This window comes from Sphingomonas faeni, assembly GCF_040407565.1.
GTDB lineage: Bacteria > Pseudomonadota > Alphaproteobacteria > Sphingomonadales > Sphingomonadaceae > Sphingomonas > Sphingomonas faeni_F.
The window spans coordinates 32,605-53,402 of record NZ_JAPZPR010000011.1 but is presented as its reverse complement, the minus strand read 5'-3'; the positions used below and the strand labels follow the sequence as shown (position 1 = coordinate 53,402).

The following is a 20,798-nucleotide window of genomic DNA, read 5'->3' as shown; positions in this document are numbered from 1 at the left end:
CCACAACAACGAATTTTATACCCTTGTCGGAAAGCTTGCAACTATACTTGCGCAGCAACCGCATTCAGAATGGACGGAACAGCGATACCACCGGCAGCGATTGCAGGACCGACTTGAACGCCTGGCTCGTTGCGGACCCATCGACCACGACGACGTCGTCGGCGTAGATCGGGGGGTCGGGGTCGTGGCCACCGCGGATCGTCGTCAGGTCGAATGCCGCCGCCATGCGCTGTCCGTTGATCTTGCGAAACACGACCACCCGCTTCGGATTCGCGCCGTCCGCAGTGCCGTGCGCCATCGCGATCGTCTGGATCAGCGACGTGTTGGTCTGCACCGGATAGAGGCCCGGTTGCTGGACCGAACCGTCCACCGTCACGGTCGGCGTGACCGCCGTCTTCAATGTGACGGCAATCTTGGGATCGGCGAGATAGCGCGTGCCGAGTTGCTCGACCAGCGCGCTCTCGAGCTCGGCGGTGGTTCGCCCGGCCGCCTGGACATGGCCGACCAGCGGCAGGTTGATGCGTCCGGCGCTGTCGATCGCCTGGTCCCCGGACAGGCTGTCCACCTTGAATACGTGGATCGTGACGATATCGCCCGTGCCCAGCCGGCGATCGGCGGTGACGACGGGGACGGCGGCGATATCCGGCTTGCCGAAATTGCTGGGGTTGTACGCGATGTCCCCACCACGGTGGGCGCACCCCGCCACACCGAGCAGAAGGATCGATCCGACACCGATGCGCAGTGCGCGCGACCGCCAGGATCGGCGCACGATCGAGGCGTCGCGTTCGTCCAGTTCCGTGCCTGCCACCCGCGTGTCCTCCGGCACGATCCGCGTATCGAACGTCGCGGTCTTCGCCCTGCCGCGAGCCTAGAGCGGCGAGACGTCGATAGCGAGCGGACGCCCGCGCGGGATGGGTTCGTTTTCAATCTATCTTGCGGGTTGGCAAGGGGCCGTGACGTGCGCCGACCGCCCCGGTATGACGACGTGAATCCTCATGCTGGAGACGTGAATGAAGCCCCCGATCGGCCGCGATACGCGCTTGTGCATGTCGCTTGCGGCGCGCCCCGGCAATTTCGGATCGCGGTTCCACAACCGGCTCTATGAGATCCTCGGGCTGGACTATGTCTACAAGGCGTTCACGACACACGACCTGGCGGGCGCGGTCGGCGGGATCCGGGCGCTCGGCATTCGCGGCTGTGCGGTGTCGATGCCGTTCAAGGAAGCCGTGATCCCGATGCTCGACGCGCTCGATCCGTCAGCGCGCGCGATCGACAGCGTCAACACGGTCGTCAACGATGACGGCGTGCTGACGGGGTTCAACACCGACTACACGGCCGTGCGCCTGCTGCTCGCCTCGCACGACGTCGATCCGGCGATGCCGTTCCTGCTCCGCGGCTCTGGTGGCATGGCGAAGGCGGTCGCGACCGCGCTGCACGATGCCGGGTTCGCCGACGGGACGATCGTCGCACGCAACGAGGCGGCGGGACGGGCCCTGGCGGAGGTCCATGGCTATGGCTGGACCGCGGAGGCCGATGCGGCAGGTGCACCCTTGCTCGTGAACGTGACTCCGCTCGGCATGGCCGGTGCGGATGCCGGGGCGCTGGCGTTCGACGCGGCGGCGATCGCGCGGTGTCGGGTCGCGTTCGATGTCGTCGCGCTCCCCGCCGAGACGCCGTTTCTCGCGGCGGCGCGCGCGGCGGGCAAGCGGGTCGTCACCGGGGCGGAAGTGGCGACGTTGCAGGCGCTGGAGCAGTTCGTGCTCTACACCGGCGTGCGCCCCGATCCGTCCGTCGTCGAGGCGGCGGCGGCGTTCGCGCGCGGCTGAGAGGCGCCCGTCCTGCTTGCGTGGCGGCGGCGCCAATAGCGCACGCCGGCAATCGCCAGCGCTGCGACCACCACGAGGATCGCCACCCCCGCCAGCTTCTGCTTGGGCATGACCTTGTCGACCAGTTCGATCAGGCCATCGCCGAACACATAGCCAATCGCGGTGAAGACCACGCCCCACACAAGTGCGGAGATCGCATTGAGCATGACAAAGGTGCGTGCGGGGATGTGGGAGGTGCCGATCGCGATCGGGCTGATCGTGCGCAGGCCATACAGGAATCGAAAGCTGAGAATGAAGATCGTCGGATGCCGGTCGAGCGTTTCGAGTGCCTTGGCGAAGGCGGGTTTCTCGGCGATCCGGCGGACCCGCTTGGTGTCGCGATAATGGCGGCCGGCGAAGAAGAAGAGCTGGTCCGCAAAGAACGACCCGGTCACCGCCGCCACCGCGCTGCCGACCAGCGGCAGCAGATGCTGGTGCGCGAGCAGCCCACCGGTGACGACGCTGGTCTCGCCCTCGAACGCCGCACCGAGGAAGATCGCGGCGAGGCCGTACTGCGAAATGAAGCTTTCGATCGACATCCGCCGCCCTTGCCGGACCGCACCGGGTTTGGCCAGCCGTGGTTATCGGCCGAGATAATCCATCTTGCCGATCGGCACGCCGCGCATCCGCAACAGCGCGTAGGTCGTTGTAATGTGGAAATAGAAATTGGGCAGCACGAAGCCGAGCACGTAGCTTCGGCCGGTGAAATCGACGCTGCCACCCGCCGTGACAAGCGTGACAGGGGCTTCTTCCTGGCCGTCGATCGCGGCGCGGGGAACGGTGTCGAGAAACGCCAGTGTCGCGGCTATGCGCTGCTGGAGCGCGGCGAAGCTGGCCTCGTCGTCCGTCATGGCGAGGTTGGGGATCCCGCCGATCCGCACCATCGCGCCCTTGGCAGTGTCGCTCGCGCGCTGCACCTGCGCGGTCAGCGGTGTCATGTCGGCAACCAGACGGGTGTCGAGCATGTCCGCCTCGGCGATGCCGTGGTCGCGGGCGTATTTCTCGCCAGCGGTCAGGATCGTCGAGAGGCTGGCAAAGCCGCGGCGGAAGGCGGGGACCGTGAGGTCGTAGAGGCTGGTCATGCGGTCAGGCTAGGCGCGCTATTCCGGCGGGTCGAGCAGGAACGCGGTCAGTGCGCTCCACGCGGGTTGCTTGGCCGCGAGCCCGACGGTGTGGAGCGGACTGCTAGACGGAAGCGCGACGATCTCCGCGCCGATAAAGTCCCGACCTAACAGCATCATGCCCTGCTTCAGCGCAGTGCCGCCGTTGAACGCGATCGCACGGAGATCAGGGAGGGTGGCGACGAGGCCGGCGATGTCGTTGCCCTCGATATCGGCGATCGCCGCATCGGTGCTGCCCGCGCGGCGGGCCGATCCGATCACGTCCCAGAGGGCGACTCGGCGCATGCGGAGCTCGGCAAGGCGGTCGTCATAGTCCAGCGCGGTGAGGTCACGACCGACGACGGGCGACATGAGTTGCCAGAACTGGTTCTGCGGATGCGCATAATAACGCTGCGCAGCGAGCGAGCGGTCGCCGGGGAGGCTGCCGAGGACAAGCAGACGCGCGTCCGGAGCGGCGATCGGGGGGAAGGAGTGCTTGAGGGGCATGGGGTGTCTTTAGCGAGGATAGCTTTCAGTTCGACAACCTCGATCCGTCTTCCTGACGAAAGTCAGGACCCAGAGCCGCGAAAGTCACCGTTCGTAACGCTGGGTCCTGACTTTCGTCAGGATGACGGGGCTGAGCGCTGCGGAACACTCTCGCATCTGTCCCTCCGGTCTTCGATCGCCATCGGCAAATCAATCCGCCACCAAACCCCGGTGATTGCGTACAATCCCGCAAGCGTCCTATCACACGCGCATGAAGATCATGCTCTCCGCCAACCTCGCCGTGCTCGCCTTTGCGAGTGCCCCTGCCGCCGCCCGGCAACTCACCATCGACGACGTGACGATGCTCAGCCGCGTCGGTGCGCCGACCGCGTCGCAGGACGGGCATTGGCTCGTCTGGGCGCAACGCGAGACCGATCTCGCGGCGGACAAGGGGCGCTACGATCTCTGGCGGCTCGATCTGAGCACGCCTGGCGCGAAGCCGGTGAAGCTGCTCGCCGATCCGCAGGTCAACGAGAACGACCCGCAGATCGTCGGTAACGCGGTGTATTTCACGTCCGACAAGGGGGGTGAAGATGCGGTCTGGTCGGTGCCCGTCACCGGCGGCACACCGCGCAAACTGACCAGCTTCAAGGGCGGGTTCAGTGGTTTCAAGGTCGCGCCGACCGGCGACAAGCTGCTCGTCTGGGCGGATCGCAAGCCCGGCGCGCCGAGCCTCGAGCCGGCGATGGTGAAGAAGGACCCGAACGCGGGCGCCGGGCGGACGTACGACCAACTGTTCGTGCGGCATTGGGATACGTGGGCCGACGGCACGCGCTCGCAGCTGTTCGTCCTGCCGCTGACCACCGCGGGCGCGCCCGGCAACGGGACGGCGATCGAGGGTGCGCTGGTCGGTGATACCCCGTCGAAGCCGAACGGCGGCGGCGAGGAAATTTCGTGGAGCCCGGACGGCCGCACCGTCTATTTCGCACTGCGTGAGGCCGGCCGGATCGAAGCGCTGTCGACCAATCTCGACATCTTCTCGGTGCCCGCGGACGGCTCGGCGGCACCGGTCAACCTGACTCCGGCGAACAAAGCGACCGACAACCTTCCGACCGTGTCGCCCGACGGCCGCACGCTCGCCTATTTCGCGATGCGCCGGCCGGGGTTCGAGGCGGATCGCCAGGTGCTGACGCTGCGCGATATCGCCAGCGGCAAGACGGTGTCGCTGACCGAGCGCTGGGACCGGTCGGTTGGCTCGATCGCGTGGGCGCCGGACTCGAAGTCGCTCTACGTGACCGCGGACGACACGCAGGAGACGCCGCTGTTCCGCGTCGATGCGACCAGCGGTGCGGTCACGCGGCTGACGCAGGAAGGTCACGTCAGCGCGGTCGCGATCACGCCGCGGGGGCCTGTGGTGGCGATCGACAGCCTCACCGCACCCGCCGATTTCTACCGTGTCGCGGGCACCGGCACACCGCAGCGGCTGACGCAGGTCAACGCGACGAAGCTTGCCGGGATCGACATGCCGACGGTCACGCGGTTCAACTTCAAGGGCGCGAACGCCGACATCGTCTGGGGCTATGCGGTCAAGCCGTACGGTTCCACCGGGAAGGTGCCGATCGCGTATATGGTGCACGGCGGGCCGCAGGGATCGAGCAACAACAGCTGGTCGTATCGCTGGAATCCCGCGGTGTTCGCGGGCGCGGGCTACGGCCTGGTCGCGGTCGATTTCCATGGGTCGACCGGCTACGGGCAGGGCTTCACCGACGCGATCAGCAACAACTGGGGCGGCTGGCCGCTTGAGGATCTGAAGAAGGGGCTGGCTGCCGCGACCGACAAGTTCGCGTGGCTCGATGCCGACAATGCGTGTGCGCTCGGTGCGTCGTACGGTGGTTATATGATGAACTGGATCGAGGGGCAGTGGCCCGATCGCTTCAAGTGCATCGTCCAGCATGACGGCGTGTTCGACGCGCGCGCGATGGCGTACGAGACCGAGGAGCTCTGGTTCGACGAGTGGGAGCATGGCGGGAAAGCCTATTACGAGGACCCGCAGGCGTTCGAGAAATGGAACCCGGTCAATTACGTCGCAAAATGGAAGACGCCGATGCTGGTGATCACCGGCGAGAAGGACTTCCGCATTCCGTACACGCAGGGGCTGGCGACGTTCACCGCGTTGCAGCGGCGCGGGATTCCGTCGCGGTTGCTGGTCAATCCGGGCGAGAACCACTGGGTGTTGAAGCCGAAGAACTCGCGGCAATGGTATGGGGAAGTATTGGGCTGGATGGGGAAGTGGACGGCTAAGTAGGGAATTATCCCTTCCCGATAAGTTACCACCCCGGCGAAGGCCGGGGCCCAGTTGGAAAGGTTGCCGTAACGGAGCGCATCCTCAGTTAGCCACGTTCCCCAACTGGGCCCCGGCCTTCGCCGGGGTGGCGCCCCCGGGGGGCATTCAGCTTACGACGCTAGGTCCCACCCTCGGCTTCTTCCTCTCACGTGTTTCCCCGCAAAGGCGGGGACCCAGACTGGCCTCCCGCCTTCGCGGGAGAACAAGGAACGGCGGACAACGCTCTTCCGGTCAGTGTGCCTTCGGCTTCTTCACCGCATGTAAGCCCAGCGCGATCGCGCCGCCTAGAATCAACCCGACGATCCCCGAGAAGAACGCGTTCATCACCCAGTTCACCGCGCCCTTGGCGAACGGCACCGCATGCGAAGCCGCCTCAGCCGTATCGTGGATCCAGTGCGGCAGGGTCGTGAACCCGAACTCTTCGATCCCGTGAACGATGATCTGCCCACCGACCCAGACCATCGCCGCGGTGCCGATCACCGACAGTGCCGACATGACAAGGGGCATGCCCTTCACCAGCCCACGCCCGATCGCCTGCACGACCGCGCTGCTGCGCTGCGCGAGATGCAGCCCGATATCGTCCATCTTCACGATCAGCGCGACCACGCCGTAGACGCCGATCGTGATGACGATCCCGACCAGTGCGAGCACGATCGCCTGCTCCCAGATCGGCTTGGTCGCGACATCCGACAGCGCGATCACCATGATCTCGGCGGACAGGATGAAGTCGGTGCGGATCGCGCCCGAAACCTTCTGCGCCTCGAGCGTCGCGGCATCGACCGGCTCGGCGACGACCTCCTCGGCATGGCCACCGCCGAACGCTTCGAGGATCTTCTCCGCGCCCTCGAAGCACAGATAGGTGCCGCCGATCATCAGCAACGGTGTCAGCAGCCACGGCGCGAACGCGCTGAGCGCCAACGCCGCGGGCAGGATGAAGACCAGCTTGTTGCGGAACGATCCCAGCGCGATCTTGCCGATCATCGGCAGTTCGCGCTTCGGCTCGAACCCGACCATGTAGCGCGGCGTCACGGCCGCATCGTCGACCACCACGCCGATCGCCTTGCTGCCCGCCTTGCCGGTGGTCGCGGCGATATCGTCGAGGCTGGCGGCGGCGAGCTTGGTGATCCCGGCAATGTCGTCGAGCAGTGCGACCAATCCTGTCGGCATCGATGGTGTCCTTCGCGTAAGTATCGCCGCTCGGTAACGTGACAGGATTGTCATGCAACGGCTTTCGCACTTGCGGTAGTGCGCGGCGGGCGGAATGGTTGCAGCCGAAGCGACCCAAGCGACAGGACGAGCCATGAACGACGCCTTCATCACGAACCTGCCCAAGGCCGAACTCCACCTTCACATCGAGGGCAGCCTGGAGCCGGAGCTCATGTTCGCGCTGGCCGAACGCAACAAGGTCGCGATCCCGTTCAAGAGCGTCGAGGACGTCCGTGCGGCCTACAGCTTCACCAATCTCCAGACCTTCCTCGATATCTATCATGCGGGTGCTGCGGTTCTCCAGACCGAGGAGGATTTCCGCGATCTCGCCGTCGCCTATTTCGACCGGGTTGCGCAGGACGGCGTGATCCATGCCGAGATCTTCTTCGATCCGCAGACGCATACCCATCGCGGCATACCCTTCGACGTCGTCGCGCGCGGTCTGTTCGCGGGGATCGACGAGGCGCAGGAAAAGCACGGCATGTCGGTCGGCCTCATCATGAGCTTCCTCCGCCATCTCGACGAGGAGGATGCGTTCAAGACGTTCGCGCAGGCGGAGCCGTGGCTCGACCAGTTCATCGGCGTCGGGCTCGATTCGTCCGAGGTCGGCCATCCGCCCTCGAAGTTCGCGCGCGTGTTCGCGGCGTCGGCGGATGCCGGTCTGATGCTGTGCGCGCATGCCGGCGAGGAGGGCCCGCCTGCGTACATCCACGAGGCGCTGGACATTCTCCAGGTGGACAGGATCGACCACGGCAATCGCGCGCTGGAGGATCCGGCGCTGGTCGCCCGCCTCGCACGTGATGCGATGACGCTGACGGTGTGCCCGTTGTCGAACGTCGCGCTGCGCAACGTCGACAAACTGGAGAATCATCCGATCGACCGGATGCTCGATCTCGGCCTGCGCGCGACGATCCATTCGGACGATCCGGCGTATTTCGGTGGCTATATCGGCGAGAATTTCCGGCAGACGGCGCGGGCGAAGACCTTGTCGCGCGAGCAGGTCGTGACGCTCGCGCGCAACAGCTTCCTCGGCAGTTTCCTCGACGACGACGCGCTCAGCGGCCATCTCGCGACGCTCGACGCCTATGTGAAGGCGCATCCGTGATCGGGCGGTTCCTGGCGGTCTTCGAGCCGTTCATCCTGATGCTGCTCGGCACCGTCGTGCTGGCGAGCCTGCTGCCGGCACGCGGCGAGATGGCGACGATCGTCGGCTATGCCGCCGATATCGGCATCGTCCTGCTGTTCTTCCTGCACGGCGCCAAGCTGTCGCGCGATGCGATTCTGTCCGGCCTGCGCAACTGGAAGCTGCATCTCGGGGTGCTGGCCATCACCTTCGTCGCGTTCCCGCTGTTCGGGCTGGGGCTGACCGCACTGCCGTTCGTGACCGGGCCGCTTGCGGCAGGGTTGCTGTTCCTGACGCTGCTCCCCTCGACCGTGCAGTCGTCGATCGCCTTCACCGCGATCGCGCGCGGCAATGTCGCGGCCGCGGTGTGCAGCGCGTCGTTCTCGAACCTGCTCGGCATCCTCGTGACGCCGGCGCTGGTCGCACTGCTGATGAACATTTCGGGCAGCGGCGGGATCTCGATCGAGAGCATCGAGGCGATCGTGCTGCAACTGCTGGTGCCGTTCGTCGCCGGGCATCTGCTGCGGCCGTGGATCGGCGCGTGGGTGACGCGCAACAAGGGCCTGCTGACGGTGGTCGATCGCGGCTCAATCCTGCTGGTCGTCTACAGCGCGTTCGGTGCCGCGGTGGTGGAAGGGCTGTGGACCAAATTATCGCTCGGCGACCTGATCCTGATCGGACTGCTGTGTGCCGCGCTGCTCGCCTTCGTACTCGGGCTGACGTTTGCCGTTGCCCGGCTGATGAAGCTGCCCCGCGAGGATGCGATCGTGCTGCAATTCTGTGGTTCCAAGAAGAGCCTCGCGTCGGGCGTGCCAATGGCCGGCGTGCTGTTCCCGCCCGCGCAGGTCGGTGTGATCCTGCTTCCCGTCATGCTGTTCCACCAGTTGCAGCTGATCGCCTGCGCGGTGATCGCGCGCCGCTATGCCGAGTCCGCGCCGCCGTCCTGATCCTGATCGTTAGGCTCACTGCGAGGGTATTTGCTTTGTTCCGCAATGACCGCCACAGCAGTCTTGCTGACTGGGGGGCCTTGGCCGATGACTGCGCGGAACGATGTAGACGCTACTGCGCTCGATCAGGCGCAGACCCAGGACAGCGGGCTGGACCTGACCGCGTGCGACCGCGAGCCGATCCACATTCCGGGGTCGATCCAGCCGCACGGCCTGTTGCTGGTCGCCGATCCGATCTCGCTGACGATCGTTGCGGGCGCGGGTGATATCGAGGGTCGGCTGGCGGCAGGGTGGCTCGGTGCCGGTCTTGCGCAGGTGTTGGCGCAGGCCGTGCCGGCGGACGACGTGGGGCCGGGGGGGATGGTCGGCGATCCGGTGATGGGATCGACCGAACGCTTCGAGGTGACGATCCACCGCAGCGGCGACTATCTGCTGGCCGAGCTCGAGCCGGTCGAGGCCGCGCCGATGACCGCCACGCAGATGCTCGGTCGGCTCAATCCGATGATCACGATGTTCGAGCGCGCGACCGATCTGAGCACGCTGTGCGACCGCGCCGCGATCGCGTTCCGCCAGCTCACCGGGTTCGACCGGGTGATGATCTATCGCTTCCTCGACGACGACGCTGGCCGCGTCGTGGCGGAGGACAAGGCCGTAGGTCTCGGCACCTTCCTCAACCATCATTTCCCGGCATCGGACATCCCGAAGCAGGCGCGCGCGCTGTACGTCCGCAACCGCACGCGGACGATCCCGACGATCGCCTATGCGCCGGCCGTGCTGCGTCCCGCCGGATTCGAGACGCTCGACCTGAGCGACGTGACGGTACGCAGCGTGTCGCCGATCCACCTGCGTTATCTCGCCAACATGGAAGTTGCGGCCTCCGCGTCGATCTCGATCGTCAAGGACGGGCTGCTCTGGGGCCTGATCGCCTGCCACAACGCCACGCCGCGCGGCCTGAGCCCCGACGTCCGCGCCGCATCGGCGACGTTGGCGAGCGGGCTCGCACGCCAGATCCGCGCGAAGGAAGAGGCCGAGATCTACCGCGAACGGCTGCGGCTGCGCGGCGCCGAGGATGCGGTGGTCGCCAAGCTCGCGACCGAACCGGCGCCGCGCAGTATCGTCGTCACGTTGCGCGACGACCTGCGGCGGATGCTCGACGCCGATGGGTTCGCGTTCGTGCAGGGGACGATCGTCGATACCGACGGAGTCTGCCCCGCGCATGACGAAATCCGCGATCTCGTCGCTTGGGTCTGCGCGCGCAGCGGGATCGAACCGCTGGCGACGCACGAGCTCCCCTCGCTGCTGCCGCGTGCGGACGCCTATCGCGCCTGCGCCAGCGGGGTGCTGGCGATGCCGTTGATCGACGATGGCGCGATGCTGTTCTGGTTCCGCGCCGAACAGGCCGAGGAGGTCGAATGGGCGGGCAATCCGCACAAGGCGGTGTCGCTCGATCCGACCGCGGTGCTGACCCCGCGCACCTCGTTCCAGTCCTGGACTCAGGTCGTGTCGGGCCGGTCGCGCCGCTGGACGCTGGAGGAGATCGAGGCTGCGCATCGCCTGCGTCGCGCATTCCACGACGCGCACATCAACCAGCGCCTGCGCCTGCTCAACGCCGATCTGCAGCGCACGCTCGCCGACAAGGACGTGCTGATCGCGCAGAAGGACATCCTGATGAAGGAGGTCAATCACCGCGTCCAGAACAGCCTCCAGCTGGTCGCCGCGTTCCTCGCGCTCCAGGCGAAGGCGTCCGACGATGCCAAGGTGAAGGAGCATCTCGCCGAGGCGCAGGCACGGCTTTCCGCGGTCGCGCTGGTGCATCGCCGGCTCTACCGCGACGATCAGGTCGAGTCGGTCGATCTCTCGCGCTATCTCGAAGAACTGGCGGGCGACATGAAGACCTCGCTCGGCGCGGACTGGGCGGCGCAGATCCGACTCGATCTCGCGCCGATCCTGGTGCCGACCGATCGCGCGGTGAATATCGGGCTGGTCCTCACCGAACTCGTCATCAACGCCAGCAAATATGCCTATGGCGGGCAGCCTGGGCCGATCCTGATCGCGCTCGAACAGCATCGCAACCGCCTCCGCCTGATCGTCGCCGACGATGGATCGGGCAAGGTCGGGACGCGCGAGGGGTTCGGCAGCCGGATGATGAACGCGATCGTCGCCGGGCTGTCCGGCACGATCGAGCATGACGACAACATGCCCGGCTTGCGCGTGATCATGACCGCGCCGATCGTCGACACCGTCTGATCGGGCGGGTTGCCGGCGAACGAAGGCTTGGGCGCGGCTGATATTTGCTCGGGCACCCGCGGGTTGAAGCTTTATGCTGCACCTGCGAAATAACCCCGATGATCGATACCGACCAAACCGTTGCCGACTCCGCCGCTCCTCAGGTCAACGCGCGGCTCGCATTGCTCGCGCTCGCGGTAGGCGGCTTCGCGATCGGAACCACCGAGTTCGCGGCGATGAGCCTGTTGCCGCAGTTCGCACGCGGGCTCGGGATCGACGAGCCAACCGCGGGGCATGTCATCAGCGCCTATGCGCTTGGCGTCGTCGTCGGTGCGCCGACGATCGCGGTATTGGCGGCGAAGATCGAGCGGCGGGTGTTGCTGATCGGGTTGATGACGTTCCTCGGAATCGCCAACGGGCTGTCCGCGCTCGCGCCGACCTATCACCTGATGCTGCTAGCCCGGTTCCTGAGCGGCTTGCCGCATGGCGCGTATTTCGGGGTCGGATCGCTGGTCGCGGCGTCGATGGTGCCGCGCGAGAAGCGGTCGCGCGCGGTGTCGCGGATGATGCTCGGGCTGACGATCGCGACGATCGCGGGCGTGCCGTTGGCGAATGGCATCGGCCAGTGGTTCGGCTGGCGATGGGGCTTCGGGATCGTCGCGATCATCGCGGCCGCCACGGTGGCGATGCTGTTTCGGTTCGCGCCGGTCCTGCGCCCCGCCAAGGATGCAAGCCCGCTCGGGGAACTCGCGGCACTGCGCAACGGGCAGGTTTGGCTCACGCTGGCGATCGGTGCGGTCGGGTTCGGCGGGATCTTTTGCGTCTACACCTATCTCGCCTCGACGCTGACCGAGGTCACCGGCGTTTCATCGGCGTTCACTCCGGTGGCGTTCGCGCTGTTCGGCGTCGGGATGACGATCGGCACTTTGGTCTGCGCGAAGGCGGCGGACGTCGCGCTGATGCCGGCGGCGGGGATCACGTTGCTGTTCGGGGCAGGCGCGCTCGCGCTCTACGCGCCGGCGACGCAGCATCTTTGGGCGATGTTGCCGGTTGTGGTGTTGATCGGGTGCGGCGGCGGGCTCTCGACGATCCTGCAGACGCGGCTGATGGATGTCGCGGAGGAGGCGCAGACCTTGGCTGCGGCGCTCAATCATTCCGCGTTCAATACGGCCAATGCGCTTGGGCCTTGGCTTGGCGGGCTGGCGATCGCGGGTGGGTATGGGTTGCCGTCGACCGGGTGGGTCGGGACGGCGCTGGCTCTTGGCGGGTTTGTGATCTGGGCGGTGTCCTGGGGGCTGGATCGCCGGAAAGTCTGAACTGTCCCCCCCCTGTTCTCCCGCGAAAGCGGGAGCCCAGGGTAACAGGCGGCGGCGCTCGTGGCTCCTGGACCCCCGCCTTCGCGGGGGAACGGTCTGGTAGGGCGCCCGCGCCCTCCTAACCACTACCACCCCGGCGGAGGCCGGGGCCCAATTGGGGACGGTGCTAACTAGCGGCAGCGCTCCGTTACTGCAGCCTTGCCAATTGGGCCCCGGCCTTCGCCGGGGTGGTGCTCTTCAGTTCGTGTGATGTTCGTGGGTGCGGAGGGGGGCCGATCGCTCCGCCCCTCAGCCCCGACCAATCACCGCGCGATGTCGCGCTTGGCGAGCTGCTTGTTCAGACCCAGCGCGATCAGCGTGAACACCGCGCCCGAGAACAGGTACGCGCCGCTCGCCGCCAGACCCAGCTTGCTCGTCAGCAACAGTGCCGCCAGCGGCGCAAACCCGGCACCGAACAGCCACGCCAGATCGGTCGTCAGCGCCGAGCCCGTGTAACGATGCTGCGGCGACAGGCTCGAGGCGATCGCGCCCGAGGACTGACCGAACGACAGGCCGAACAGCAGGAAGCCGATGCCCATGAACAGGCGCTCGCCGACGTCGCCGCCATCGAGCAGCTTCGGTGCGGCGATCGCGAACAGCGCGATCAGCACCGCGATCGTGCCCAGCATCGTTCGACGCCCGAACCGGTCTGCGAGCAGCCCTGACACCAACATCGCGCCGATGCCGATCACCGCACCGATCACCTCGACCACCAGGAAGCGACCTGCAGATTCACGCGTGAACAGCACGACCCACGACAACGGGAACACCGTGACCATGTGGAACAGCGCGAAGCTCGCGAGCGGGACGAACGAGCCGAGCCAGATCGCCTTCCACTGCGACTGCACGGTCTCGATCACCGGTGCAGGCTCGAGCTCGCGCTTGGCGTACATCTCTTCGAACTCGGGCGTCACCACCAGGCGAAGGCGCGCGAACAGCGCAACGACGTTGATCGCGAACGCGACAAAGAACGGATAGCGCCAGCCCCAGGCGAAGAAATCCTCGGTCGGCAGCGCGGCCACAAAGAACGCGAACAGGCCGCTCGCGACCAGCAGGCCGATCGGCGCGCCCAGCTGCGGCAGCATCGCGTACCAGCCGCGATGCTTCTCGGGCGAGTTCAGCGACAGCAGCGAAGCAAGGCCATCCCAGGCACCGCCAAGCGCGATGCCCTGGCCGATACGGAGCAGCGCGAGGATCGCGACCGACCAGTTGCCCACCGAATCATAGCTCGGGATGAACCCCATCGCGACGGTCGAGGTGCCAAGCAGGAACAGCGAGATCGTCAGCTTGACGCTGCGGCCATAGGCGCGGTCGACTGCGATGAAGATGATCGAACCGATCGGGCGGGCGATGAACGCCAACGCGAACACGGCGAACGAATAGAGCGTGCCCTGCAACCGGTCGACATACGGGAAGACCAAGGTCGGGAACACGAGCACCGAGGCGATCGCGTACACGAAGAAGTCGAAGAATTCCGAGGTGCGGCCGATCACCACGCCGATCGCGATCACGCCGGGCGTGACGTGCTCGCCGTCGCTGTGGATACTGCGAGCGTCGGCTTCGAAGCTCGTCTCGGGGACTGTATTTGCACTCATTCTTCAACTCGCTCTTCAGGGCGCGAACCCGATGATACGCTGTTCCGGCGGATGCGGGCAGATATATTCCGCGCCGATCTCCCGCGCCCAATGCGGGCAGGGGTGATCTATGCTACCCAGGGTGACAATAAAACCATGCCGATGTTGCAGTGCAGCGCCCATTGGACAAATTGTCCACTGTAGCGCAGCGCAACCGAGGCGTAGGGGGACCGAATGACCGTCGTGACACAGCTTTCCCGCACCAAAATCTCGGCTCGAAAATGGTTGGTGGCCATGCCCTTGGCACTGCTCACCAGCGGTTGCGACTGGGTAGTGATGTCGCCATCCGGCGATATCGCAGTGCAGCAGCGCGACCTGGTGTTGATCTCGACCGGGTTGATGCTGCTGATCATCGTGCCGGTGATCTGCCTCACGCTGTTCTTCGCGTTCCGGTATCGCCAGTCGAACAAGGCGGCCAAGTACGAACCGAACTGGGATCACTCGGTTGGGCTCGAGCTGTTGATCTGGGGCATCCCGCTGCTGATTATCATCGCGCTCGGCGCGCTGACCTGGACCAGCACGCATCTGCTCGATCCGTATCGCCCGCTTGGCCGGATCAAGCCTGATTCCCCGACGCTCGCGAACAACGTGCCGGTCGGCAATCTGGTCGACAAGCAGCAGGCGGGCAACGGTCCGAACGGCGCCGGCAAGCCGCTCGAGGTTCAGGTCGTCGCGCTCGATTGGAAGTGGCTGTTCATCTATCCGGAATACGGCATCGCCACGGTCAACGAACTGGCTGCACCGGTCGATCGTCCGATCCGGTTCTCGATGACCTCGTCGTCGGTGATGAACGCGTTCTACATCCCGGCGCTCGCCGGCATGATCTACACGATGCCCGGTATGCAGACGACGCTGAACGCGGTGATCAACAAGCCCGGCAACTATGAGGGCTTCTCGTCCAACTATAGCGGCGCGGGCTTCTCGGGGATGCGCTTCCGCTTCCACGGCGTCAGCGACGCTGGCTTCGATGCCTGGATCAACCAGGTCAAGCAGCGTGGCGGCGGTCTGAACCGCGCAAGCTATCTCCAGCTGGAGAAGCCAAGCGAGAAGGTCCCGGTTCGCTACTACAATGCGGTCGAGCCGAACATGTTCAAGCTCGTCGTTGAGCAGTGCGTCCAGCCCGGCAAGGTCTGCATGTCGCAGATGATGCACGGCGGCAAAGGCGGGGGGGACTCGCACGCCGGCATGGCGATGCCGGGCGTCAACGGTGGCAAGGGCCCGCAGGATTCGTCCGAGCGCGTCAAGGGCGCCTTGATGAAGGACGCGAACGAAAAGGGAAGCGGCAACCACTGGACCGCGCCGGCCGACATAAAACAGGACGGCGCCAACAGCGCGCCCGGCTCGCAGTCCAACCGCAATCACACGATGTTGACCCCCTCCACACAGCCGGGCACGCGCCCCGTCGCGAACGGCTAGAGAACCATCATGAACGACACACTGTTGAAGACTATCTTCGGCCGCCTGACCCTGGAGTCGCTGCCGCTGCACGAGCCGATCGTCGTCGCCACCTTCGCGATGGTGGCGATCGGCGGGCTCGGGCTCGTCGCAGCGCTGACTTACTTCAAGGTCTGGGGCTATCTCTGGAACCAGTGGTTCACGAGCGTCGATCACAAGAAGATCGGCATCATGTACATGATCCTCGCGATCGTCATGCTGCTGCGCGGGTTCTCCGACGCGATCATGATGCGCGCGCAGCAGGCGATGGCGTTCAACGGGTCCGAAGGCTACCTGACCGCGCACCACTACGATCAGGTCTTCACCGCGCACGGCGTGATCATGATCTTCTTCGTGGCGATGCCGATGGTCACGGGTCTGATGAACTATGTCGTCCCGCTCCAGATCGGTGCGCGCGACGTGTCGTTCCCGTTCCTCAACAATTTCAGCTTCTGGATGACCACGGCCGGTGCCGTGATCGTCATGATGTCGCTGTTCATCGGTGAGTTCGCGCGGACCGGCTGGCTCGCAATGCCGCCCCTCTCAGGGTTGGCGTATTCGCCAGACGTCGGTGTCGACTATTATATCTGGGCCTTGCAGATCGCGGGCATCGGGACGTTGCTATCGGGCGTCAATCTGGTCGCGACCATCGTCAAGATGCGCGCGCCCGGCATGACCATGATGAAGATGCCGATCTTCACCTGGACGTCGCTCTGCACCAACATCCTGATCGTCGCCGCCTTCCCGGTGCTGACCGCGGTGCTCGCGATGCTGTCGCTCGACCGCTACATCGGCACCGCGTTCTTCACGAACGATTCGGGCGGTAACCCGATGATGTACGTCAACCTGATCTGGATCTGGGGTCACCCCGAGGTCTACATTCTGGTCCTGCCGGCGTTCGGCATCTTCTCGGAGGTCACCTCGACCTTCTCGGGCAAGCGCCTCTTCGGCTACAGCTCGATGGTCTATGCGACGCTCGTCATCACGATCCTCGCCTACCTCGTCTGGCTGCACCACTTCTTCACGATGGGCTCTGGCGCGAGCGTGAACTCGTTCTTTGGCATCACCACGATGATCATCTCGATCCCGACAGGGGCAAAGATCTTCAACTGGCTGTTCACGATGTACAAGGGCCGGATCCGGTTCGAACTGCCGATGATGTGGACGATCGCCTTCATGGTGACCTTCACGATCGGCGGCATGACCGGCGTGCTGCTCGCGGTGCCGCCAGCCGACTTCGTGCTGCACAACTCGTTGTTCCTGGTCGCGCATTTCCATAACGTGATCATCGGCGGCACGCTGTTCGGCATGTTCGCCGGCATCAACTACTGGTTCCCGAAGGCGTTCGGCTTCAAGCTGGACAAGAAGTGGGGCACGGTATCGTTCTGGTGCTGGGTGGTCGGCTTCTACTTCGCGTTCATGCCGCTCTACGTGCTCGGCCTGATGGGCGTCACCCGCCGGATGCGCTATTTCGACGATCCGAACCTGCAGATCTGGTTCGTCATCGCCGCCTTCGGTGCAGCCCTGATCGCAGCCGGCATCGGTGCCTTCCTGCTCCAGATCTTCGTCAGCATCCGCAACCGCGAAGCGCTGGCAGATCACAGCGGCGATCCCTGGGGTGGCCGTACGCTGGAGTGGGCGACCTCGTCGCCGCCACCGGAGTACAACTTCGCGTTCACGCCGATCGTCCACGACCTGGACGCCTGGTACGACATGAAGGAGCGCAAGCACGAGCGGCCTGTGACCGGCTTCAAGTCGATCCACATGCCGAGCGGCACCGGCACGGGCGTCGTGCTCGCCGGCCTCAGCGTGGCGTTCGGGTTCGCGATGATCTGGTACATCTGGTGGCTCGCCGGGCTGACGCTGGTCGGTATCTTCGCGACGACGATCTTCCATACCTTCAACTACAAGCGCGACTTCCACATCCCGGTCGAGGACGTGATCGCCAGCGAGGACGCGCGCACCCGCCAGCTCGCGACCCAGGGAGCCTGACGCGATGTCCGCAATACCCATGAAGGACGGCCTGAACGAGACCGAGAAGGTCTCGTTCTACGAGCTGGACGAGCTCGAGCATCCGGAAGGCAGCAGCACGATGCTGGGATTCTGGATGTACCTGATGAGCGATTGCCTCATCTTCGCGGTGCTGTTCGCGGCCTATGCCGTGCTCGGCAACAGCTATGCCGGCGGTCCCAGCCCGAAGGAGATCTTCGAGCTGCCGCTGGTGGCGGTGAACACCGCGATGCTGTTGTTCTCGTCGATCACCTACGGCTTCGCGATGCTGTCGATGGAGGAAGGTCGCCAGCGCGTCATGCAGATGTGGCTGGTCTTCACCGGCCTGTTCGGCCTCGCGTTCCTGTCGATCGAAATGTACGAGTTCGCCAACCTCATCCATGAGGGTGCGGGCCCAACCCGCAGCGCTTTCCTGTCGTCGTTCTTCACGCTGGTCGGCACGCACGGCCTCCACGTCACGATGGGCCTGATCTGGCTCGTCACGCTGATGGTGCAGGTCCAGAAGCACGGCCTGATCGCCGCGAACAAGCGCCGCCTGATGTGCCTCAGCATGTTCTGGCATTTCCTCGACGTCATCTGGATCGGCGTCTTCACCTTCGTCTATCTGATGGGCACCCTACGATGAGCGACCCCCACGCCAACACGCATGACGCGCATGCGGATCACGACCACGCTGCCCACGGCACGCGTGGCAGCTACCTCAAGGGGTTCTTCCTCTCGGTCATCCTGACCGCGATCCCGTTCTGGGCCGTCATGACCGGCGCGTTCAAGGATCCGTCGACCGCCGCACTCGTCGTGATGGTGTTCGCGGTCGCGCAGATCGTCGTCCACATGATCTACTTCCTGCACATGAGCGGCAAGTCGGAGGGCGGCTGGACGATGATGGCGCTGATCTTCACGATCATCCTCGTCGTCATCACCCTCAGCGGATCGATCTGGGTGATGTACCATATGAACACGAACATGATGCCGATGCAGGCCGCGGCAGACATGTGATGAAGACGCGACCGGGCCCTGCCGTCTACGTCGCAGGCCTGGTCGCGCTGCTGCTGTTCGCCGGGTTCATGGCGCTCGGTATCTGGCAGGTCGAGCGCCGCAACTGGAAGCTCAACCTGATCGAACAGGTCGCGGCGCGTGCACACGCCGCGCCGGTCGCCCCACCGGGGCCAGCGTCCTGGGGCGCGATCACCGCCACCACCGACGCCTATCGTCGCATCCGCCTCGACGGCACCCTCGACAATACTCGCGAAACGCTGGTCCGCGCGGCAACCGCGCTCGGTAGTGGTTATTGGGTCGTGACCCCCTTGCGGACCGCCCAAGGCTTCACCGTCCTCGTCAACCGCGGCTACGTCTCGCCCGAGCAGCGCGTCGCGCATACCAAGCCCGACGGCCCGGTCACGATCACCGGCTATCTCCGCATCACCGAGCCCGGTGGCGGCTTCCTGCGCCACAACGACCCCGCCACCGGCAAATGGTATTCGCGCGATGTCGATGCGATCGCCAGCGCGCGTGGCCTCTCGAACGTAGCACCCTATTTCGTCGACGCGGACAAGTCCGGCACCGCCGCCCCCGTCGGCGGCCTGACGATCATCGCCTTCCCGAACAACCACCTCGTCTACATGCTGACCTGGTTCGCACTCGCCGCGATGACGATCGTCGCGTTCGTCGTGTTCGTGCGGCAGGATGCGCGCAAGCGGCGGGGGGCGATCGACACATGATGTCGTCAATGGCGGGGCAGGGGGTGGCACGACAGAGCTGGCAGCGCTGGCTCGCGCTCGCCACAGCCCGCACCGACGCGACCGGCAACGCCAACATGCGCCAGCTCGTCACGCTGCGCTGGATCGCCGTCGCCGGCCAGTTCGTCACGATATTGTTCGCTCGGTTCGCGCTCGGCTTCGACCTGCCGATGGTGCCGATGCTCGCGGCGCTGGCGGCGGGTGTCGGCCTCAACCTCGTCAGCATGCCGCTCTACGGCTGGCGCAAGGGCGCGAACATCCAGCTCCTGCTCGCGCTCCTGTTCGACGTCGGCCTGCTTACTACACAGCTCTATCTGGCGGGCGGCGCGACCAACCCGTTCATCTCGCTCTATCTGCTCCACGTCGTGCTCGGCGCAGTGCTGCTCGATCGCTGGTCGAGTTGGGCGATCGTCGTCGTAACCGCCGCCTGTTTCGGCGTGCTCACGCTCTATTACCGTCCGCTGATCCTGCCCCCCGCCTACAGCGGGGAGTATTTCGTTCTGTACACGATCGGCTCGCTGCTCTGCTTCATGCTGATCGCGACGCTGCTGATGCTGTTCATGACCCGCATCACCGGAAACTTGCGCGCCCGCGACACGCGCCTTGCCGACCTTCGCCAGCAGGCTGCGGAGGAGGATCACATCGTTCGCATGGGACTTCTGGCATCCGGCGCCGCGCACGAACTCGGCACGCCACTCGCATCGATAGCCGTGATCCTAGCCGACTGGCGCCGCATGCCAACGCTCGCGCAGGACGCTGACCTCCAGGCGGAGATCGTCGAGATGCAATCCGAGGTCCAGCGCTGCAAGGCGATCGTCACCGGCATCCTGCTCTCGGCCGGCGAAGCGCGCGGCGAGGCACCCGAGATCATGCCGCTCCACCAGTTCCTCGACGGAATCGTCGATGAATGGCGCGCGGTCCACGCCGGCGTCGAATTCGACTATACCACCCGAGTCGGCGACGATCCGCAGGTCGTCTCCGACCCCGCGCTCAAACAGGTGATCGCCAACGTGCTCGACAACGCCGCCGAAGCCTCGCCGCACTGGGTCGCCTTCCGCGGCGAACGCACCGACGGCGACCTCGCACTGATCGTCCGCGACCGCGGCCCCGGCTTCAGCGACGAACGCCTCGCCAGTTTCGGCAAACCCTACCAATCGAGCAAGCGCGAACCCGGCCACGGTCTAGGCCTGTTCCTCGCCGTCAACGTCATGCGCAAGCTCGGCGGCGGCGTGTCGGTCGTGAATTGCGAAGGCGGCGGCGCCGAAGTCACGATCCGCATGCCCCTCTCCGCGATCGCGTTGTCATGATAGGTACGGATCGACAGTCGGTTCG

General features: G+C 65.5%; 18 protein-coding genes. 12 read left to right on the top strand and 6 right to left on the bottom strand.

The window, feature by feature from the left end:
- Positions 1-64: 64 nt before the first annotated feature.
- Positions 65-808, bottom strand: coding sequence for a polysaccharide biosynthesis/export family protein (locus O6Y00_RS19230; RefSeq protein ID WP_353444164.1), 744 nt, complete (start codon positions 806-808; stop codon positions 65-67).
- Positions 809-1,010: 202 nt separating this feature from the next.
- On the opposite strand from O6Y00_RS19230, the gene O6Y00_RS19225 reads away from it, so the two are divergent.
- On the top strand, positions 1,011-1,826 hold the full coding sequence (locus tag O6Y00_RS19225) for a shikimate 5-dehydrogenase (protein WP_353444163.1): 816 nt from the start codon (positions 1,011-1,013) through the stop codon (positions 1,824-1,826).
- Here O6Y00_RS19225 and O6Y00_RS19220 read toward each other — a convergent pair.
- Genes O6Y00_RS19220 through O6Y00_RS19210 form a run of 3 tightly spaced genes read right to left on the bottom strand, consistent with a single transcriptional unit; the run spans position 1,763 to position 3,472 of the window.
- A complete protein-coding gene (locus O6Y00_RS19220; RefSeq protein WP_353444162.1) occupies positions 1,763-2,404 on the bottom strand; it encodes a DedA family protein in 642 nt (213 codons plus the stop codon). The genes O6Y00_RS19225 and O6Y00_RS19220 overlap by 64 nt on opposite strands.
- Before the next feature lie 42 nt (positions 2,405-2,446).
- Positions 2,447-2,947 carry a DUF1993 domain-containing protein gene (locus tag O6Y00_RS19215; protein ID WP_353444161.1) on the bottom strand — a complete coding sequence of 167 codons (501 nt, stop codon included), beginning with the start codon at positions 2,945-2,947 and terminating at the stop codon, positions 2,447-2,449.
- A gap of 18 nt (positions 2,948-2,965) precedes the next feature.
- Positions 2,966-3,472 carry a DNA-deoxyinosine glycosylase gene (locus O6Y00_RS19210; protein ID WP_353444160.1) on the bottom strand — a complete coding sequence of 169 codons (507 nt, stop codon included), beginning with the start codon at positions 3,470-3,472 and terminating at the stop codon, positions 2,966-2,968.
- Positions 3,473-3,722: 250 nt separating this feature from the next.
- Here O6Y00_RS19210 and O6Y00_RS19205 point away from each other — a divergent pair, with 250 nt between their 5' ends.
- Positions 3,723-5,756, top strand: a complete 2,034-nt coding sequence (locus tag O6Y00_RS19205; RefSeq protein WP_353444159.1) for a S9 family peptidase — start codon at positions 3,723-3,725, stop codon at positions 5,754-5,756.
- 270 nt (positions 5,757-6,026) lie between these two features.
- Here O6Y00_RS19205 and O6Y00_RS19200 read toward each other — a convergent pair whose 3' ends face one another.
- Positions 6,027-6,962, bottom strand: a complete 936-nt coding sequence (locus O6Y00_RS19200; RefSeq protein WP_353444158.1) for a DUF808 domain-containing protein — start codon at positions 6,960-6,962, stop codon at positions 6,027-6,029.
- Between the two features lie 133 nt (positions 6,963-7,095).
- Here O6Y00_RS19200 and O6Y00_RS19195 point away from each other — a divergent pair, with 133 nt between their 5' ends.
- The 4 genes from O6Y00_RS19195 (at position 7,096) to O6Y00_RS19180 (ending at position 12,613) form a co-directional block, all read left to right on the top strand.
- Positions 7,096-8,106, top strand: coding sequence for an adenosine deaminase (locus tag O6Y00_RS19195; protein ID WP_353444157.1), 1,011 nt, complete (start codon positions 7,096-7,098; stop codon positions 8,104-8,106).
- The gene (locus O6Y00_RS19190; protein ID WP_435368654.1) at positions 8,106-9,071 is read left to right on the top strand and encodes a bile acid:sodium symporter family protein; all 966 of its coding nucleotides are present in this window, start codon (positions 8,106-8,108) and stop codon (positions 9,069-9,071) included. Before O6Y00_RS19195 ends, O6Y00_RS19190 begins: the two co-directional genes overlap by 1 nt.
- Before the next feature lie 87 nt (positions 9,072-9,158).
- Complete coding sequence (locus tag O6Y00_RS19185; RefSeq protein ID WP_353444155.1) at positions 9,159-11,318, top strand: histidine kinase dimerization/phosphoacceptor domain -containing protein; 2,160 nt, start codon at positions 9,159-9,161, stop codon at positions 11,316-11,318.
- A 98-nt stretch (positions 11,319-11,416) separates the two neighbouring features.
- Positions 11,417-12,613 carry an MFS transporter gene (locus O6Y00_RS19180; RefSeq protein ID WP_353444154.1) on the top strand — a complete coding sequence of 399 codons (1,197 nt, stop codon included), beginning with the start codon at positions 11,417-11,419 and terminating at the stop codon, positions 12,611-12,613.
- Between the two features lie 302 nt (positions 12,614-12,915).
- Here the strand turns inward: O6Y00_RS19180 and O6Y00_RS19175 are convergent, their stop codons facing one another.
- Positions 12,916-14,247 (bottom strand): MFS transporter, encoded by a 1,332-nt coding sequence (locus tag O6Y00_RS19175; protein WP_353444153.1) that lies wholly within the window; start codon positions 14,245-14,247, stop codon positions 12,916-12,918.
- Between the two features lie 273 nt (positions 14,248-14,520).
- On the opposite strand from O6Y00_RS19175, the gene O6Y00_RS19170 reads away from it, so the two are divergent.
- From O6Y00_RS19170 to O6Y00_RS19145, 6 genes are read left to right on the top strand one after another with little or no spacing between them, the layout of a single operon-like run.
- Positions 14,521-15,702, top strand: coding sequence for a ubiquinol oxidase subunit II (locus O6Y00_RS19170; protein ID WP_353444218.1), 1,182 nt, complete (start codon positions 14,521-14,523; stop codon positions 15,700-15,702).
- A gap of 9 nt (positions 15,703-15,711) precedes the next feature.
- Positions 15,712-17,712 (top strand): cytochrome o ubiquinol oxidase subunit I, encoded by a 2,001-nt coding sequence (cyoB, locus tag O6Y00_RS19165; protein WP_353444152.1) that lies wholly within the window; start codon positions 15,712-15,714, stop codon positions 17,710-17,712.
- A 4-nt stretch (positions 17,713-17,716) separates the two neighbouring features.
- Positions 17,717-18,355: a cytochrome o ubiquinol oxidase subunit III gene (gene cyoC / locus O6Y00_RS19160; protein ID WP_353444151.1), complete on the top strand. Its 639-nt coding sequence runs from the start codon at positions 17,717-17,719 to the stop codon at positions 18,353-18,355.
- Positions 18,352-18,726, top strand: coding sequence for a cytochrome o ubiquinol oxidase subunit IV (gene cyoD, locus O6Y00_RS19155; protein WP_332756165.1), 375 nt, complete (start codon positions 18,352-18,354; stop codon positions 18,724-18,726). Before cyoC ends, cyoD begins: the two co-directional genes overlap by 4 nt.
- Positions 18,726-19,448 (top strand): SURF1 family protein, encoded by a 723-nt coding sequence (locus O6Y00_RS19150; RefSeq protein WP_353444150.1) that lies wholly within the window; start codon positions 18,726-18,728, stop codon positions 19,446-19,448. The genes cyoD and O6Y00_RS19150 overlap by 1 nt, the downstream gene beginning before the upstream one ends.
- Complete coding sequence (locus O6Y00_RS19145; protein WP_435368652.1) at positions 19,445-20,773, top strand: ATP-binding protein; 1,329 nt, start codon at positions 19,445-19,447, stop codon at positions 20,771-20,773. Before O6Y00_RS19150 ends, O6Y00_RS19145 begins: the two co-directional genes overlap by 4 nt.
- Positions 20,774-20,798 lie beyond the last annotated feature (25 nt).

Coding starts and splice junctions, on each gene's coding strand:
- O6Y00_RS19195 (WP_353444157.1), top strand. CDS start 7,096: ATGAACGACGCCTTCATCACGAACCTGCCCAAGGCCGAACTCCACCTT.
- O6Y00_RS19145 (WP_435368652.1), top strand. CDS start 19,445: ATGATGTCGTCAATGGCGGGGCAGGGGGTGGCACGACAGAGCTGGCAG.
- cyoC (WP_353444151.1), top strand. CDS start 17,717: ATGTCCGCAATACCCATGAAGGACGGCCTGAACGAGACCGAGAAGGTC.
- O6Y00_RS19180 (WP_353444154.1), top strand. CDS start 11,417: ATGATCGATACCGACCAAACCGTTGCCGACTCCGCCGCTCCTCAGGTC.
- O6Y00_RS19150 (WP_353444150.1), top strand. CDS start 18,726: ATGAAGACGCGACCGGGCCCTGCCGTCTACGTCGCAGGCCTGGTCGCG.
- cyoD (WP_332756165.1), top strand. CDS start 18,352: ATGAGCGACCCCCACGCCAACACGCATGACGCGCATGCGGATCACGAC.
- O6Y00_RS19185 (WP_353444155.1), top strand. CDS start 9,159: ATGACTGCGCGGAACGATGTAGACGCTACTGCGCTCGATCAGGCGCAG.
- O6Y00_RS19225 (WP_353444163.1), top strand. CDS start 1,011: ATGAAGCCCCCGATCGGCCGCGATACGCGCTTGTGCATGTCGCTTGCG.
- O6Y00_RS19200 (WP_353444158.1), bottom strand. CDS start 6,962: ATGCCGACAGGATTGGTCGCACTGCTCGACGACATTGCCGGGATCACC.
- cyoB (WP_353444152.1), top strand. CDS start 15,712: ATGAACGACACACTGTTGAAGACTATCTTCGGCCGCCTGACCCTGGAG.
- O6Y00_RS19210 (WP_353444160.1), bottom strand. CDS start 3,472: ATGCCCCTCAAGCACTCCTTCCCCCCGATCGCCGCTCCGGACGCGCGT.
- O6Y00_RS19170 (WP_353444218.1), top strand. CDS start 14,521: ATGCCCTTGGCACTGCTCACCAGCGGTTGCGACTGGGTAGTGATGTCG.
- O6Y00_RS19220 (WP_353444162.1), bottom strand. CDS start 2,404: ATGTCGATCGAAAGCTTCATTTCGCAGTACGGCCTCGCCGCGATCTTC.
- O6Y00_RS19215 (WP_353444161.1), bottom strand. CDS start 2,947: ATGACCAGCCTCTACGACCTCACGGTCCCCGCCTTCCGCCGCGGCTTT.
- O6Y00_RS19175 (WP_353444153.1), bottom strand. CDS start 14,247: ATGAGTGCAAATACAGTCCCCGAGACGAGCTTCGAAGCCGACGCTCGC.
- O6Y00_RS19205 (WP_353444159.1), top strand. CDS start 3,723: ATGAAGATCATGCTCTCCGCCAACCTCGCCGTGCTCGCCTTTGCGAGT.